Here is a 14,636-nt window from a genome sequence, read left to right on the forward strand (position 1 = left end):
GTTTGCCGCTGCTCGACATCCTGTCCGGCGTCGGCGCTTTCGACCTGATCGAGCGCACCAGTTCGACCCTGCGTGTGCAGCAGGTCGTCCAGCTCAGCCTCGCGCCGGCCTTCCTGCTTGCTGGGATCGGCGCGGTGATGAACGTCATGACCAACCGGCTGATCTGGGTCGCCAACAAGATCGAGCGGATTCTTAACGCGGGGGAAGATGGCGATGTCAAAGCCATGCGCGCCGAACTGCCCGCGCTGGAAATGCGCCGCAATTACGCCCAGCGCGCGGTCATGTTCAGCACCGCTTCGGCGCTGGCGATCAGCGTGGTCATCGTCCTATTGTTCGTGAGCGCCTTCGTCACCACGCCGCTGGGCACGCTGGTCGCTGCGACATGGGTGATGTGCATGGGACTGCTTGTTGCAGGGCTCGCGTCCTTCCTGATGGAAACCCGCACCGCCGCCCGCCGCAACCGCGAACGGATCCGCGAACGCCGGGCTGCCGCCAAGTCCTGACGCAGTTTGCGCCCCGCGCGCGACCGACCGAAGTCATTTGCGCGACGATTGGCGTAAAAACGTCGGCCACGGTTCATCTCCACCTGTCATAAACGCGGCGGGGCAAGGAGGTGAGATATGAGCAAGCTCCGCGTTTCAATCCACGGGCATCCCAATCGCGCGGACGACCAGTTCGCCCTCGAAGCACTCGACATCGCCACTGCATTGACGATTGCCGATATCAACGTCGGCACGGGCGATGCGGAAATCTGGGATGGCGAGCAGCGGCTGGCCCGCCTGTCCAAGCACGGCGGCGTCCACGCGACCTTCTGGCGCGTCACCTGACCGGCGGTATCTCGGGACCGAACACCAGCGGGACGAGGCGTGGCAAGGAGGCTGAGACTGCGTGGCTTCGAATGAGCCGGCTCTAGGTCAGCCCGCTTCGCCGCCGCCCACCGGCTTGCTGTTGAGCTGAACATAGTTTTCCAGTCCCATCCGCGCGATCATGTCGAATTGCGTTTCGAGGAAGTCGACATGCTCTTCCTCGCTGGCGAGGATGTCTTCGAAAATCTGGCCCGTGGTAAAGTCGCGCACGTCCTGACAATAATCCGCCGCTTCCTTGAGCAGCGGGATCGCTTCCATTTCCATCGCCAGATCGGCCCTGAGGATTTCCTCGACCGTCTCGCCGACCTTGAGCTTGTGGATCGCCTGGAAGTTGGGGAGCCCGTTGAGGAACAGGATCCGCTCGGCGAGGATGTCGGCATGCTTCATCTCGTCGATCGATTCGTGCCGCTCGTATTCGGCGAGCTTGGTCACGCCCCAATCGGCCAGCACGCGATAGTGCAGCCAGTACTGGTTGATCGCGGTCAATTCGTTGGTGAGCGCCTTGTTGAGGAACTCGATGACCTTGGAATCGCCTTTCATGGCCGTGTCTCCTGGCTGCTGGATGCGGCGCAGCTATGCGCTTTTCCACCGGCGCTTGGCAAGGTCGAAGGTCGAAAAATCGGCGTAATTCCGCCAGTTGCGAGCAATTCTTGTTAGCGGAAAGTCACGCCGCAGCAGAGACGAGACCGAACTCGCGTTCTTCCTGCAGGATGTCGTCGGCATCGTCGAGACAGGTTCCGCAGCACGGTGCCTTGCCCAGCGCGGCGTAGCACGCCTCGGCATCGCCCGAGACGTGACGCGCCGCGCGGCGCAGTTCGCTTTCCCGGATCGCGTTACAGATGCAGACGTACACTCGACAACTCCTGCGATTGACTCGCATGAGCAGTTCTAGTGAGAGTCGTTCTCATTATCAAGCGTCGTTTTCCACGGCACGCTCAGCGCCGCAGCGGGAACATTTGCCAATAGGTCAGGCAGCGCCACAACCATTCGAGCGGGCCGAACCGGAAACGCCCCAGCCACGGTTTCGACCAGAGCAGCATGAGCGCCCAGGTGGCGAGCATGACCAGATAGAGCTCGCTGCGCCCCAGCTCGCCATAAAGCCCGCCTGCCCAGCCGTGGAACACCAGCAGCATAATCAGCGATGTGCCGATGTAATTGGTGAACGCCGCACGTCCTGCCGCCGAGATCCGCTCCGCCAGCCAGCCCGATGTGCACGTGCCGATCACCGCGAGCACCGCGGCGAAGCCGAGGATGACGGGCAGGCGCGGGAGCATCGAAAAGCTCATGAAAGCGGCGAGCGTGCTCCAATAGGAGAACCCGATCCCCTTGACCCACAGCGCGATCAGCAGGGTCACCGCGCTTCCGATCGCGATACCGGCCAGTCCCCAGCGCAATTGCCGGCCCGGGTTTAGGCCGCCGCTGAACAAGCCGAAGCGGTAAAGCGCCATGCCGATCAGCATCAGCGGTACGGATTCGAACGCGAAGAGGAACAGTCCGAACAGCGGGTCGCCGCCATGCTCCGTGATGTTGTGGCGCACGTAGTCCGGGTAGGAGCCTTCGGCGATGACCTGCCGCTCGGCCTGTCCCTCTTCGAGCGTGGTTTCCTTGTCCGCGGGCAGTTGCTCGCGCAATTCGGCATAGGCGGGCTGTTCGCCGAGCGACGTCTCGGCGATGAAATAGGGGGCAGCAGTGAAGCTGGCGACCATGGCGATCCCCGCAGCATATCCGAGCAGACCGACGATCAGCTGGGTCTTGGCCGCCCAGCGTATGCCGATCATCGTGACAAGGCCGAACACGGCATAATAGATCAGAATGTCGCCGCGCCAGATCAGGTAGAAATGCACCAGCCCGAACAGCAGCAGCCAGAACAGGCGGCGGACCTGGAGCTCGCGCCCCTCGCCCTTGGCCCAGGCCTTCTCCATGAACAGATACAGCCCCGCGCCGAACAGCAGCGTGAACAGGCCGCGCATCTTGCCGTCGATCAGGACGAATTGCGCCACCCACATCCAGTCTTCCGCGTCGCTGTGCGGGACGAGGAAGCCATCGGGGTACATATAGGCGGAAAACGGCTGGCCGAAGGCAACGATATTCGCCGCCAGGATACCCATGACGGCGATGCCGCGGATGAAATCGAGACTGACGATGCGGTTGCCCGCGAGCGCGCTCGGCAGCGGATCGTCCCCTGCAGTATCGGCGATCGCCGCCCGATCGTTCGCTTGGCTCATTTGGTGCCCCCTTCGCCTGCGGGCCTTAGCCCCGACAAGCGGAAGAGCAACCCATGTCCTTGCGCGCTACCGGGTAACGAGGCAGCCCTGCCCGCTACGCTTGAGCGAAGCACAGGCCGCCGCCGCCTGATCGCGCGTGGCATAGCCGCCTGCCAGCAGCTTGGTCAGCCGCCCCGATTTCTCGAGCAGGCGGGTGCGCCCGGCAATTTCGCTGCGACCGGCCAGCTGGCTCCATAGCCGTTCGGCATTGCCCGGCACGCCAAACGCGCCAAGCTGGACCTTCCACGGACCAGTGGCTGCTGCCACGCGCGTAACTGCCGCGGGGGCCGGCGCGGGAGATGAGGGAACCGGGCTGGACGCCACGACCACCGCTTCGCGCGAGAGAGCTTCCTCATCCTGCCGCGCGACGACTGTCGGGCGCGAGGCGGGGAGCGTGTAATCCGCCCCCGCGGTTGCCGGTGCAGAGGCCGCAGTACTGCCCGCGACACGCGGAGTCCCGGCGGGGCGCGTCGTCGGCGCGGGAGCGGTGACCACCGGCCCGGTCGGCGCATCGGTGCCCAATGCGAGGTCGACCGCGGCCAGTTCGCGCGCGCGCGCCGCTTCGGCCTCGGCCTTGAGCGATGCGGCGAGCGGCTGTGCGGCCTGTCGGTCCTCGAGCGAGATATATTCGTCCATCTGCGCCAGCGCGCCGCGTGCCTGCGGCAAGCCCGCCGAATTGGCCAGCGTCAACAGCGCATAGGCGCGGCGCCAGTCCTTTGCGACGAGATCGCCGTTGAAATGCGCGATGCCGAGCAGATATTGCGCGCGCGGATCGCCGCGTGAGGCAGCGGCCGAAACATAGGGCAGCGCTTCCTCGCGCGCGCCGCGCTGGAATAGCAGCAGCCCGTAATTGTCCGCCGCCTTCACATGTCCCTGCGCTGCGGCCAAAGCATAGAGCGCCTCGGCCTGCTGCGGATCGGCGTCGAGCCCGCGGCCCAGCCGGTAAGCCTGCGCCATGTTGAACTGCGCATCGGGGTCGCCCTGCGCGGCGGGCCCGGCCCATTCGCGCACTGCGGTGGCGAAATCGCCCCGCGTCCAGGCATCGACACCGGTCTTGACGTCGGCCTGCGCCGGAACCGAAACCATCGTTGCCGCGGCCATTGCGCCGGCCAGCCATGCTGCTTTCGCCACTCGTAGCATCGTACCCTTCCCATGCGACGACGCGCGGGAACGCGCCGGATCAGCGGCATCCTATAGTAAATCACTCGTTAGCAAAGTGTTGCGAGGCGTTTTGCAGCGTTCGGCCCTGACCAAAGTCGCATCCGGTTAACCCAAAATTAGGGGTAGTCTGCGATTTCCATGACAAGAGCGCTGCAAAGCAAAGCAGCACGAGTGAATTGAATACTGGCGCAAACCAGGGGGACCAAGTCTTGCGTGTACTGGCATTGGCATCGCAGAAGGGCGGATCGGGCAAGACCACGCTCTCGGGACATATGGCCGTTCAGGCCCAGCGCGCCGGCGCCGGTCCCGTCGTCCTGATCGATATCGATCCGCAGGGGTCGCTGGCCGATTGGTGGAACGAGCGCGAGGATGAATATCCCGCTTTCGCCCAGACCACCGTCGCCCGCCTGGCAACCGATCTGGCCATTCTGCGCCAGCAAGGTTTCAAGCTGGCGGTGATCGACACCCCGCCGGCCATCACCATGGCCATCCAGTCGGTTATCTCGGTCGCCGAACTGATCGTCGTCCCGACCCGTCCCAGCCCGCACGATCTGCGCGCCGTGGGCGCCACGGTCGATCTGTGCGAACGCGCCGGCAAGCCGCTGGTGTTCGTGGTCAATGCCGCGACGCCCAAGGCCAAGATCACCTCGGAGGCCGCCGTCGCGCTGTCGCAGCATGGCACGGTCGCGCCGATTACCCTGCACCACCGCACCGATTTCGCCGCCTCGATGATCGATGGCCGCACGGTGATGGAGGTCGACCCCGAAAGCCGCTCGGCCGCCGAGGTCACCGCGCTGTGGAAATATATCGCCGACCGTCTGGAAAAGAACTTCCGCCGCACGGTTTTCGCCGCGCCCAATTCGCAATCCGCGATGCCCGGCGTCCATCGTCCTGCCGGTGGCTTTGGCCGCCGCGTAGCCCAGTAACAGGAAGGGCGGAGACTCCCGGATGTCTGACGCCAATTTCGCCTCTCTTTCCTCGACCCTGCTGGCACGCAAGGGCGGCGCGAAGCCTGCCATGCGCCCCCAATCGGGGATTCTCGGCCCGGTCGACGGCAAGGAAGCCGCCGCCAGCCTCGAGGATCTCGGCTGGAACGACATGGGCGAGAGCGAGCAGGCCCCGGCCGATCCGGCCGAGGAAAAGGTGGTCGCGATTACCTCGCGCGCCGCGAATGAAGCGGGCGCACCCAACCAGGTGCGCGAATCGCTGACCAAGATCCAGGCGCAGCTCGAACGCCCCGCCCAGCCCCGGCCGATGGTCCGCAAGGCCGCCGCCGCGCAGGGCAAGCGCGCAGCCTTCACGCTGCGACTCGACCAGGAACGCCATCTCATGCTGCGTCTCGCCTGCACTGTCCGCGGTCGCAGCGCGCAGCAATTGGTGACCGACGCGCTTGACGCGTTGCTCGCCGAAATGCCCGAAATCGCAAGCCTCGCTGCCCAGGTCCAGCGCGGCGAATAAGCACATTAACGACGTGGGATCGCCTTCAAGGGGGTAATTATGAGCATCGAGACGAAAGCCAGGAACAAGCGGTTCGTCCAGCTCGCCGTCACCACGGCGCTGGCGACGACCGCGCTTACGGCGTGCACCGGCAAGGCTGCACCGAGCCATTCCTATTCGGCTGCGCATGCCGAACAGGCGCTGAGCAAGGGCCGCACCTCGAAGGCCGTCCAGCACGCCGAAGCGGCGGTACTGGCCAGCCCGCGCGACGCCTATTCGCGAACGCTGCTGGGCAATGCCTATCTCGAAGACGGGCGCTTCGCATCGGCCGCGACGACTTTCGCCGAGGCCGTCGAGCTGGGCGACACCGCCCCGCGCACCATCATCAGCTATACGCTGGCGCAGATCGCCATTGGTGATCAGGTCGGCGCGCTGGCCACGCTCGATCAGTTCGAAACCGCGCTCGACCCGGCCGATTTCGGCCTGGCCATCGCGCTCGCCGGTCGCCCCGACCACGGCGTCCATGTGCTGAGCAATGCGCTGCGCGCGGGCCAGAACACGCCGAAGGTTCGCCAGAACCTCGCCTATGCCTATGCGCTGCAGGGCAATTGGCGCTCCGCACGCATCATGGCGGCGGAAGACGTGCCCGCGGGCGAAGTGGGCGACCGGATGGCCCAGTGGGCCGCGGTCGTCCGCCCCGAAGCCTTTACCACCCGCGTTGCCAATCTGCTCGGCGTAGAGCCGCAGGCCGATCCGGGGCAGCCGCAGATGCTCGCCCTCGCCAATCATCCCAGCTTCAACATGCTGGCCGCGCAGGAAGTGGGCGAGCTGGAGGCCGTGGCCGAGCCGCAGGGCGATTTCGCCTTTGCCGAGGAACTTCCCGCAGTGGGCGCCGCGCCGACCATCGACGATCGTGGCGACGCAGCGCTCGCCGACGGCGGCCTTGCGCCGAGCATCGGCGGTGTTCGCTATGTGTCGCGCGAAGTGGTCCAGCAAACACCGGTCCAGTCGCGCAAACCCGTTGCCCCGCGCATCGCGGGTACCGCAGCGCCCGCCAGCACTGCCCGCAGCGGCGACTACAACGTCCAGCTTGGCTCGTTCTTCTCGATGTCGGATGCCAATGAAGCCTGGAAGCAGTTCCAGAAGCGCTATCCCGAACTCGGCGATGCCGAGCGCGTGATCACCGAGGCGCGCGTCAATGGCAAGATCTACTACCGCGTCGCGGCTGCCGGTTTCGCCAAGGCATCGGCCGATTCGATGTGCCGCACGGTCAAGGGCAAGGGCGGCGGCTGCATCGCCTATGCCTCGAGCCGGCCGCTGCCCGGCGCGATCGACGTTGTTGCCGGTGACATGCGGGTCGCCGCACGCTAGTCGGCCCACCAAACCAGACCACCGAGCGACCCCGTCCGGAGTAATCCGGGCGGGGTTTTTCGTGGCGCCTAGTGGTGGATTCGCACCCCGCCCTTGAACAGTGTCTTCACGCGCCCCTGCGTCGGCTGGCCGTCGAACGGCGTATTGCCGGCGGTGGCTTCCATCCGGGCGCTCTGGATTACCCAGGGCTGGTCGGCATCGACGATCGCGATATCGGCTTCGAGCCCCACCGCGATCGCACCGGCATCGACCCCGAGGATGCGCGCAGGCGCCGTCGCCACCAGCGCGAAGGCCCGCGCCATATCGATAACCTCGTCGCGCACCAGCGACAGCGTCATTGCCAGCAGCGTCTCGGCCCCTGCCATGCCCGGCTCGGCATCGGCAAACGGCAGCCGCTTGTCTTCCGGGCCGCGCGGATCGTGGCCGCTGGCAATGACGTCGATCGTCCCGTCGACGATCGCCTCGCGCACCGCTTGGCGGTCGTCCTCGGTGCGGAGCGGCGGCGACAGCCGGGCGAAGGTCCGGAAATCGACCGTCGCCAGATCGGAAAGCATGAAATGCGCCGGCGTGACGCCGCAGGTGACGGGTAGTCCGCGCGCTTTCGCTTGGCGGACGATGTCCAGCCCCGCCCGCGTGGTGACTTGGCGGAAATGGATCCGCGTGCCCGCCAGTTCGGCCAGCGCAATATCGCGGGTGAGCGCGATTGCCTCGGCTTCGGCAGGTGCGCTTGGCAGGCCGCGCCGCGTGGCGATTTCGCCCGCCGTAGCGACCGCGCTGCCGACCAGCGCGGCATCCTCGGCATGGGCGACCACTACAAGGTCGAGCATCGCGGCATATTGCAGCAGTCGCAGCATCGCCCCCGAATCCGCGATCCACTGCCGCCCGGTGGCAACGCCGCGCGCACCGGCAGCGCGCATCAGGCCCAGTTCGGCAATCTCGCGCCCTTCGAGCCCGCGGGTCGCGGCGGCGAGCGGATGGACCCAGAAATCGGGCTTGCCGCTCTTGGCGATGTAGGAGACCCGACTGGGCAGATCCAGCGGGGGGGATTGGTCGGGCATCAGCGCCGCACGCGTGATCCCGCCGAAATGGAAGGCGGGCTTGTCGATCGCAAACACGCCGAGATCGACCAGGCCGGGGGCGACCAAACGGCCCCTCGCATCGACGATTTCATCGCCATCCTGCGTTTCACTGCCGATCGCCTCGATGCAGCCGTCGACCAGCCGCAGCGCACCTTCGCGCACGCCGTCGGGTGTGACCAGCCGGCCACCGGTGATCGTCAGCGGGGTTTGCTGCTTCATGCCGCGTCTCCCCAGCCGGTTACACCGCGGGCACGGCGGGTAAGCACGTCGAGCGCGGCCATGCGGATCGCGACGCCCATCTCGACCTGCCGGGTGATGATCGACCGGTCGATCATGTCCGCCACCTCGCTGTCGATCTCGACCCCGCGGTTCATCGGACCCGGATGCATCACGAGCGCATCCTTCGAGGCTTTCTCCAGCCGCTTTGCAGTCAGTCCGTAAAGGTGATGATACTCGCGTGCAGAGGGGATGAACTGGCCGCTCATCCGCTCGGTCTGCAAGCGCAGCATCATCGCGACATCCGCCCCGTCGAGCGCCGCGTCGAAATCGTGGAACACTTCTGCACCCATCGCTTCGATACCCACCGGCATCAGCGCCGGCGGCGCACAAAGCCGCACAGAGGCACCGAGCGCCTGCAGGCAGAGCAGGTTGGAGCGCGCGACACGGCTGTGCAGGATATCGCCGCAGATGACGATCCTGAGCCCGGTAAAATCGTCCGCCGTCTCGCCCCGGTCGCGCAGGGCATGCCGCAGCGCGAGCGCGTCGAGCAAGGCCTGGGTCGGGTGTTCGTGCTGCCCGTCGCCCGCATTGAGCACCGGGCAGTCGACCTTGTCGGCAATCAGCTGCGTCGCCCCGCTCGACCCGTGGCGGATGACGATCGCATCGGCGCGCATGGCGTTGAGCGTGATCGCGGTGTCGATCAGCGTCTCGCCCTTCTTCACGCTCGACTGCGCGGCATGCATATTGACCACATCGGCGCCAAGGCGCTTGCCCGCGATTTCGAAGCTCAGCAGCGTCCGCGTCGAGTTTTCGAAGAAGGCGTTGATGACCGTGAGACCCGAAAGCACGTTCTCGTGCTTGGTCGGCTGCCGGTTGAGCGCGACCCATTGCTCCGCCTCGTCGAGCAGGAAGAGGATTTCGTGCCGCTCCAGCTGGCCGATCCCGATCAGGTCGCGGTGCGGGAAAGCGAGCGCACCCGCCGGATAGCGGGCCGCAGGGGGCGAAGTTTCCGTCGATGTCATTGAGACCACGCCCTTAGTCGAGGGGTATCATGTGCTCAAGCGCTTTCCGGTGGCAAAGCGCCACGCCCTCCCCTAACTCTCCCGCAACAGGAGATTTTACGCATGCAGTTCGCCGGAAAAGTGTGGCGCCTTTTGGTCGGCATCAAGGACGGGCTCGTCCTTTTGTTCATGCTGTTGTTCTTCTCCGCCCTGTTCGCAGTGCTGACTGCGCGCCCCAGCCCAGCTGCGGTGCGCGACGGAGCGCTGCTGCTCGATCTCAACGGCGTGGTGGTCGAGGAACGGACGCGGATCGATCCGCTCGAGGCGCTGCTGTCGGGCCAGACCCCGATGGGCGAATACCAGGCGCGCGACCTCGTCCATGCGCTCGACGAGGCGGCGGGGGACGAACGGATTTCGGCCGTGGTGCTCGATCTCGACCGCTTCATGGGCGGCGGGCAGGTCCATCTGCAGGAAATCGGCGAAGCGCTCGACCGCGTGCGCGCGGCGGAAAAGCCCGTACTCGCCTATGCCACCGCCTATAGCGACGACGGCATGCTGCTGGCCGCGCATGCAAGCGAGGTGTGGGTCAACCCGATGGGCGGCGCGGTCGTCGCCGGCCCGGGCGGCGAACGGCTCTATTACGCCGGTCTGCTCGACCGGCTGAAGGTCAACGCGCGGGTCTACAAGGTCGGCGACTACAAGAGCGCGGTCGAACCCTACAGCCGCGCCGACATGTCCGACCCGGCGCGCGAAAACGCCCGTGCGCTCTATGAGACATTGTGGGAAGAATATCGCGCCAATCTCAAGAAGGCGCGGCCGGCGGCGGATATCGAACGCATCACCACGCAGCCGGTCGCCTGGATCGAAGCCGCGCAGGGCGACCTCGCCACGGCCGCGCTGCAGGCCGGGCTGGTCGACCAGATCGGCAGCCGCGCCGACTTCGAGCAGCGCGTCGTGGAGCTGGTCGGCGAAGACGAATGGGGCGACGGCGCGAATGCCTATCCGCACACCAGGCTCGCGGTGTGGCTCGAGGACAATCCGCTGCCGACCCCCGGCCGCCCGATTGGCGTGATTACCGTGGCGGGCGAAATCGTCGATGGCGAGGCCGGCCCCGGGGTGGCGGGCGGCGACCGGATCGCCGCGCTGCTCGACGAAGCGCTCGAGGACGAGCTGGCCGGACTTGTCGTCCGCGTCGATTCTCCCGGCGGATCGGTGCTTGCCAGCGAATTGATCCGCGAGGCAGTGCTGCGCCACAAGGCGCAGGACATCCCGATCGCAGTCTCGATGGCCAATGTCGCAGCGAGCGGCGGCTATTGGGTTTCCACCCCCGCCGACCGCATTTTTGCCGAGCCCGAGACGATCACCGGATCGATCGGCATCTTCGCGGTCATCCCCACCTTCGAGGAAACCGCAGCCGCAGCCGGTGTCACCAGCGACGGCGTGCGCACCACGCCGCTGTCGGGCCAGCCCGATCTGATCGGCGGCTTCACCCCCGAAACCGACGCGATCCTGCAGGCCTTCATCGAAAACGGATATGAGGATTTCCTCGACCGCGTCGGCGAAGCGCGCGGCATGACACGCGACCAGGCCGATGCGGTCGGCCAGGGCCGCGTCTGGGATGGCGGAACCGCACGCCAGTTGCGGCTGGTCGATGAATATGGGGGCATGGAAGAGGCGCTGGCGTGGACCGCCGCGCAGGCCGACCTCGGCAGCGACTGGCATGTCGTCTACCTCGGCACCAACCCGTCGACCTATGACACGCTGCTGCGGCAATGGCTGATCGGCGATGGCGAGGAAACCGGATCGGGCGGCGATGTCTTCGCCCGCATGGCGCGCGGACAGGCGAGCGTGGTGACGCAGGTCGCCGCCGATGCCGACCGCCTGCTCGGTGCCAAGGGCGCGCAGGCCTATTGCCTCGCCTGCCCTTCGCCGGACGCCGGGCAATCGCAGGCCAGGGCGCCCGACGGCTGGCTCGCGCGGATCGCTGCGCTGCTGTTCGGCTAGGGTGCTTGCCATGCGCCGATTCGCACAGTAAAGGCGCGCCCCTGCCCTGCCGCGGCTCCGCCCGCGCGCACCATCGGGCGGGCGCGTAGCTCAGTGGTAGAGCACACCCTTCACACGGGTGGGGTCGCAAGTTCAATCCTTGCCGCGCCCACCATCTTTTCAGTGACTTAGAGGAGATGGTCGGGGTTTCCATGAAAAGAACGTGAAAAACGTGGGTGGTCCTCGGCGAACATCGGCGGTTATCTCCCCGCCACATTCCGTCAGGCTGCTCTTGGTGGAATCTGCCGGTCAGCTAAGCGCCCCCATCCCGGACGTTTACGGCTACTTTTGGATGCCCTTTTAGCTATCGCGCGCCGCGAATTCGAAAAGCAGACGCAGAGCCGGAGACTACCAGCGGTCCGCGGGCTGCTTGGCTAAAAGTGCCCTTCAGCAGTCAAGATCAGAACGCGGTTCTCCAACCAGCCACACGCCTGTAGCCGCCACCAGTTCCATCGAACAGATCGGCGCGCCATCTTGGTAGAGATCGGCTTGGCCGGCTTTGACCATGGCCTTGGCCTTGTCCAGAGCGCCGGCAATCGAGAGACATTCGAAGTCGATCTCTTCAATCACTGAGTTGTGATCATCGCGGGCGCGCAGCTTGTAACTGTGCATCACTTGCTTTCCGCCCCGTTTCGCGCGAACTCTGTTGGCCGCCCCGGCCGGAGCCGGACTTGTTGCCGCCGCCACTTTCCTTGTTGATGGTCGCCCAGGCGCGGCGTTCGGCCTCTTCCTGCGAGATGCCGCGGTCCTCGTAGCTCTCTTCGATATGCTCGGCCTTGCGCTTCTGCTTGTCGGTGTATTTGTCCTTGTCTCCCTTCGCCATCACGTTTCTCCTCGTGTCGTGTCGAGACCCGTCCGCACTAAGAAAATATATGAGCAACCCCGTATAGGGCAAGGGTCCCACGAAGATATTGCCTCACCTTTGCAACGGGTTATCGTAGGAGCGCTGCCCGGCTGTCTACATAAGAAAGCATCCGACCCGGCGATTGCAGCACTCGGGTTGGTTGTCCTATCAGCTTGCGGCGAGCGCAAAGGCCCCATCCCGGGACCGGGGCAGAAAGCGGAATAGCGAACCATGGAACTCAACCCTGTCACATCCCTCGAATGGCTCGATTGGGATATCATCAGCCGGCTTGGCGTGGCTGCAATTCTCGGTCTGGTCCTGGGGCTCGATCGCGAATGGCGCGGCCATGCCGCCGGCATGCGAACGCATGGCCTGATCTGTGTCTCGGCAGCGGCCATGGTCGTGTCGATCATGGCCCTGTACCATCAGCTCGACGGTCCGCGGATGGACCCCCTGCGCCTGTTCGAGGCAGCCGGAGCGTTCATCGGGATAATCGGGGCCGGCCTGATCGTCTTCAGCAAGGGCCAGCTCCACAATCTGACGACGGCGGCGCATCTATGGCTGGCGACCATGGTGGGTATTGCCTGCGGTGCTGCGCAATGGCCCCTGGTGGCGATTCTGACCGTTGTCAGCCTGATCATGATCACGGTCCTGCGGGTTGCGGAGGACAAGTTCGGCAAGGAGGATCGTAACATCGCGCGCTCAATCGGAAGGTCGCCCGACGAATAGGCGTCCGCGCCGGACCCGCATCTTCGTCGGGGCAGCCCAAACTGGTCAGCCGCGCTGTGCCGCCCCCTTACTCGGGCAGCCGGGAGGTCACATCATCGGTTTGCCGCCGGTAACGGCGATTGTGGCTCCCGAGATGTAGCTCGCTTCATCGCTCGCCAGCATGACGTATGGCGGCGCGAGTTCGGCGGGCTGCGCGGGGCGGCCGAGCGGATAATCCTTCCCGAATTCGGCGACGTCCTCTTCCGGCATGGTAGAGGGGATAAGCGGTGTCCAAACCGGGCCTGGCGCGACACAGTTCACCCGGATTTCCCGGTCTGCCAGCAGTTGCGCGAGGCCGGCCGTGTAATTCTGGATCGCTCCCTTCGTGGTCGCATAGGGCAGCAGCGTGGGATTGGGCTGGTCGGAATTGATCGACGCCGAATTGATGATCGAACTGCCCTCACCCATGTGGGGCAAGGCGGCTTTGGCGAGATAGAACATCGCGTGGATGTTGGTGGCGAAGGTCCGCTCCCACTCCTCGTCGGGAATGTCCTCCAATGTCTCGAAAGTCATCTGGTGGGCAGCGTTGTTCACCAGCACATCGATCCCGCCGAAGGTGCGGACAGCCTGGGCGATTATCGCCCGGCAATGCGCCGCATCGCTGATATCGCCACGCATCAAGGCGCATTTGCGCCCCGCTTTTTCGACCCATTCCTTCGTTTCCTGCGCGTCGTGATCCTCGCACAGATAGGCTATCAGCACATCCGCGCCTTCGCGCGCGAAGGCGATAGCGACCGCGCGACCGATCCCGCTGTCACCGCCGGTGATGACGACCCTTTTTCCTTCGAGACGGCCGGAGCCCTCGTAGCTGTCTTCGCCGTGATCGGGCTTGGGGTGCATTGCCTCGGTCGCGCCCGGAACCCGCTGTTGCTGTTCAGGCAGGGGCGGCTCGATCCGGTTGGTGGTTCCTTGTCCCATGATGATCTCCCAGGAGATTACGGAGTGTGAGAGTTCCGGGCCGTCAGGACTTCGTCCCGGGGTAGGTGTCGCCTGCGAGAAGTTTGGCGAGATGCGCGGCATTGATCGCGCACATCTGCGCGGTCTCGGTCACCGCATCGGGGGTTTCGGCCAACTCCTTGAAGTCGGTGCTGCCCATCGCCTCGCCGACCCAATAGCAGGCCGCGCCCGCCGGGATCGTCCAGCCGGTGTCGTTGAGCGACTGGAACAGCTGCGCCGAACTCCAGTGCGCGCCATCCTCATTGCCGACGATCGCGGCAATCGCCACCTTGCCAAAGCTCGGCATCCGGCCCTGGTCGTCGGTTTCGCTGGTGAAGGCATCCATGCGTTCGAGCACGCGTTTGGCGACCGACCCGATCTGGCCCATCCAGATCGGCCCGCCGAAAACCAGGATGTCGTGGCTCAGGATTTTCTCGCGAATACCCGGCCAGTCGTCACCCTCGCCCTCGTCCGACGTCACGCCCGGCGGGACGTTGTAATCGGCGATGCGGATGGTTTCGGACAGTTCGACATCCTGCTCGGCCAGATGCTCTTTCAGCACGGCGATCATGGCGTCGGTCGAGCTTGCTTCGCCCGAAGATTTCTTGAGCGAGCAGTTCAGGGCGATGGCGGTGAGAGGCATAGGT

The 14,636-nt window shown here is 65.4% G+C and carries 17 protein-coding genes and 1 tRNA gene; 8 read left to right on the forward strand and 10 right to left on the reverse strand.

Annotated features, from left to right (window positions below; all coding sequences use genetic code 11):
- The first annotated feature begins 2 nt into the window (after positions 1 to 2).
- Both J2S32_RS06570 and J2S32_RS06575 read left to right on the forward strand, forming a co-directional pair.
- On the forward strand, positions 3 to 503 hold the full coding sequence (locus J2S32_RS06570; RefSeq protein WP_320180798.1) for a DUF2721 domain-containing protein: 501 nt from the start codon (positions 3 to 5) through the stop codon (positions 501 to 503).
- 117 nt (positions 504 to 620) lie between these two features.
- Complete coding sequence (locus J2S32_RS06575; protein WP_253518775.1) at positions 621 to 827, forward strand: hypothetical protein; 207 nt, start codon at positions 621 to 623, stop codon at positions 825 to 827.
- Between the two features lie 87 nt (positions 828 to 914).
- Here the strand turns inward: J2S32_RS06575 and bfr are convergent, their stop codons facing one another.
- The 4 genes from bfr to J2S32_RS06595 all read right to left on the reverse strand — a co-directional run bounded on the left by bfr (position 915) and on the right by J2S32_RS06595 (position 4,270).
- On the reverse strand, positions 915 to 1,406 hold the full coding sequence (gene bfr, locus J2S32_RS06580; protein WP_253518778.1) for a bacterioferritin: 492 nt from the start codon (positions 1,404 to 1,406) through the stop codon (positions 915 to 917).
- A gap of 124 nt (positions 1,407 to 1,530) precedes the next feature.
- A complete protein-coding gene (locus J2S32_RS06585) occupies positions 1,531 to 1,719 on the reverse strand; it encodes a (2Fe-2S)-binding protein (RefSeq protein ID WP_253518781.1) in 189 nt (62 codons plus the stop codon).
- An 82-nt stretch (positions 1,720 to 1,801) separates the two neighbouring features.
- Positions 1,802 to 3,091, reverse strand: coding sequence for a DUF418 domain-containing protein (locus J2S32_RS06590; protein ID WP_253518785.1), 1,290 nt, complete (start codon positions 3,089 to 3,091; stop codon positions 1,802 to 1,804).
- Positions 3,092 to 3,157: 66 nt separating this feature from the next.
- Positions 3,158 to 4,270, reverse strand: a complete 1,113-nt coding sequence (locus J2S32_RS06595) for an SPOR domain-containing protein (RefSeq protein WP_253518802.1) — start codon at positions 4,268 to 4,270, stop codon at positions 3,158 to 3,160.
- 230 nt (positions 4,271 to 4,500) lie between these two features.
- Here J2S32_RS06595 and J2S32_RS06600 point away from each other — a divergent pair, with 230 nt between their 5' ends.
- From J2S32_RS06600 to J2S32_RS06610, 3 genes are read left to right on the forward strand one after another with little or no spacing between them, the layout of a single operon-like run.
- Complete coding sequence (locus tag J2S32_RS06600) at positions 4,501 to 5,217, forward strand: ParA family protein (RefSeq protein ID WP_253518805.1); 717 nt, start codon at positions 4,501 to 4,503, stop codon at positions 5,215 to 5,217.
- Between the two features lie 22 nt (positions 5,218 to 5,239).
- Entirely contained in the window at positions 5,240 to 5,749 is a 510-nt protein-coding gene (locus J2S32_RS06605) for a hypothetical protein (RefSeq protein ID WP_253518808.1), read from the forward strand.
- Positions 5,750 to 5,788: 39 nt separating this feature from the next.
- On the forward strand, positions 5,789 to 7,099 hold the full coding sequence (locus J2S32_RS06610; RefSeq protein WP_253518811.1) for an SPOR domain-containing protein: 1,311 nt from the start codon (positions 5,789 to 5,791) through the stop codon (positions 7,097 to 7,099).
- A 68-nt stretch (positions 7,100 to 7,167) separates the two neighbouring features.
- On the opposite strand, the gene J2S32_RS06615 is transcribed toward J2S32_RS06610, so the two are convergent.
- Together J2S32_RS06615 and J2S32_RS06620 are read right to left on the reverse strand one after the other, a co-directional pair.
- Positions 7,168 to 8,397: a dihydroorotase gene (locus tag J2S32_RS06615; protein ID WP_253518814.1), complete on the reverse strand. Its 1,230-nt coding sequence runs from the start codon at positions 8,395 to 8,397 to the stop codon at positions 7,168 to 7,170.
- Positions 8,394 to 9,419: an aspartate carbamoyltransferase catalytic subunit gene (locus J2S32_RS06620; RefSeq protein ID WP_253518831.1), complete on the reverse strand. Its 1,026-nt coding sequence runs from the start codon at positions 9,417 to 9,419 to the stop codon at positions 8,394 to 8,396. Before J2S32_RS06620 ends, J2S32_RS06615 begins: the two co-directional genes overlap by 4 nt.
- 102 nt (positions 9,420 to 9,521) lie before the next feature.
- Here J2S32_RS06620 and sppA point away from each other — a divergent pair, with 102 nt between their 5' ends.
- Positions 9,522 to 11,402: a signal peptide peptidase SppA gene (gene sppA / locus J2S32_RS06625; protein WP_253518849.1), complete on the forward strand. Its 1,881-nt coding sequence runs from the start codon at positions 9,522 to 9,524 to the stop codon at positions 11,400 to 11,402.
- A 79-nt stretch (positions 11,403 to 11,481) separates the two neighbouring features.
- Positions 11,482 to 11,556, forward strand: a tRNA-Val gene (locus J2S32_RS06630).
- A gap of 272 nt (positions 11,557 to 11,828) precedes the next feature.
- On the opposite strand, the gene J2S32_RS06635 is transcribed toward J2S32_RS06630, so the two are convergent.
- Both J2S32_RS06635 and J2S32_RS06640 read right to left on the reverse strand, forming a co-directional pair.
- Positions 11,829 to 12,053, reverse strand: coding sequence for a hypothetical protein (locus J2S32_RS06635; protein WP_253518852.1), 225 nt, complete (start codon positions 12,051 to 12,053; stop codon positions 11,829 to 11,831).
- Positions 12,022 to 12,264, reverse strand: coding sequence for a plasmid stabilization protein (locus tag J2S32_RS06640; protein WP_253518874.1), 243 nt, complete (start codon positions 12,262 to 12,264; stop codon positions 12,022 to 12,024). The genes J2S32_RS06635 and J2S32_RS06640 overlap by 32 nt, the downstream gene beginning before the upstream one ends.
- A 252-nt stretch (positions 12,265 to 12,516) precedes the next feature.
- Between J2S32_RS06640 and J2S32_RS06645 the strand changes: the two genes are divergently transcribed.
- A complete protein-coding gene (locus J2S32_RS06645) occupies positions 12,517 to 13,014 on the forward strand; it encodes an MgtC/SapB family protein (RefSeq protein ID WP_050599070.1) in 498 nt (165 codons plus the stop codon).
- A gap of 87 nt (positions 13,015 to 13,101) precedes the next feature.
- Here the strand turns inward: J2S32_RS06645 and J2S32_RS06650 are convergent, their stop codons facing one another.
- Together J2S32_RS06650 and J2S32_RS06655 are read right to left on the reverse strand one after the other, a co-directional pair.
- Complete coding sequence (locus J2S32_RS06650) at positions 13,102 to 13,971, reverse strand: SDR family oxidoreductase (protein WP_253518878.1); 870 nt, start codon at positions 13,969 to 13,971, stop codon at positions 13,102 to 13,104.
- Between the two features lie 43 nt (positions 13,972 to 14,014).
- Positions 14,015 to 14,632, reverse strand: coding sequence for a flavodoxin family protein (locus J2S32_RS06655; protein ID WP_253518881.1), 618 nt, complete (start codon positions 14,630 to 14,632; stop codon positions 14,015 to 14,017).
- Positions 14,633 to 14,636: the final 4 nt, after the last annotated feature.

Source organism: Qipengyuania citrea, assembly GCF_024171405.1.
Lineage (GTDB): Bacteria > Pseudomonadota > Alphaproteobacteria > Sphingomonadales > Sphingomonadaceae > Qipengyuania > Qipengyuania profunda.

What these genes read in the sequence shown, in the direction of transcription:
- J2S32_RS06645 (WP_050599070.1), top strand. Translation starts at nt 12,517, where the DNA reads ATGGAACTCAACCCTGTCACATCCCTCGAATGGCTCGATTGGGATATC.
- J2S32_RS06610 (WP_253518811.1), top strand. Translation starts at nt 5,789, where the DNA reads ATGAGCATCGAGACGAAAGCCAGGAACAAGCGGTTCGTCCAGCTCGCC.
- sppA (WP_253518849.1), top strand. Translation starts at nt 9,522, where the DNA reads ATGCAGTTCGCCGGAAAAGTGTGGCGCCTTTTGGTCGGCATCAAGGAC.
- J2S32_RS06620 (WP_253518831.1), bottom strand. Translation starts at nt 9,419, where the DNA reads ATGACATCGACGGAAACTTCGCCCCCTGCGGCCCGCTATCCGGCGGGT.
- J2S32_RS06595 (WP_253518802.1), bottom strand. Translation starts at nt 4,270, where the DNA reads ATGCTACGAGTGGCGAAAGCAGCATGGCTGGCCGGCGCAATGGCCGCG.
- J2S32_RS06640 (WP_253518874.1), bottom strand. Translation starts at nt 12,264, where the DNA reads ATGGCGAAGGGAGACAAGGACAAATACACCGACAAGCAGAAGCGCAAG.
- J2S32_RS06605 (WP_253518808.1), top strand. Translation starts at nt 5,240, where the DNA reads ATGTCTGACGCCAATTTCGCCTCTCTTTCCTCGACCCTGCTGGCACGC.
- J2S32_RS06635 (WP_253518852.1), bottom strand. Translation starts at nt 12,053, where the DNA reads ATGCACAGTTACAAGCTGCGCGCCCGCGATGATCACAACTCAGTGATT.
- J2S32_RS06655 (WP_253518881.1), bottom strand. Translation starts at nt 14,632, where the DNA reads ATGCCTCTCACCGCCATCGCCCTGAACTGCTCGCTCAAGAAATCTTCG.
- J2S32_RS06575 (WP_253518775.1), top strand. Translation starts at nt 621, where the DNA reads ATGAGCAAGCTCCGCGTTTCAATCCACGGGCATCCCAATCGCGCGGAC.
- J2S32_RS06650 (WP_253518878.1), bottom strand. Translation starts at nt 13,971, where the DNA reads ATGGGACAAGGAACCACCAACCGGATCGAGCCGCCCCTGCCTGAACAG.
- J2S32_RS06590 (WP_253518785.1), bottom strand. Translation starts at nt 3,091, where the DNA reads ATGAGCCAAGCGAACGATCGGGCGGCGATCGCCGATACTGCAGGGGAC.
- J2S32_RS06615 (WP_253518814.1), bottom strand. Translation starts at nt 8,397, where the DNA reads ATGAAGCAGCAAACCCCGCTGACGATCACCGGTGGCCGGCTGGTCACA.
- bfr (WP_253518778.1), bottom strand. Translation starts at nt 1,406, where the DNA reads ATGAAAGGCGATTCCAAGGTCATCGAGTTCCTCAACAAGGCGCTCACC.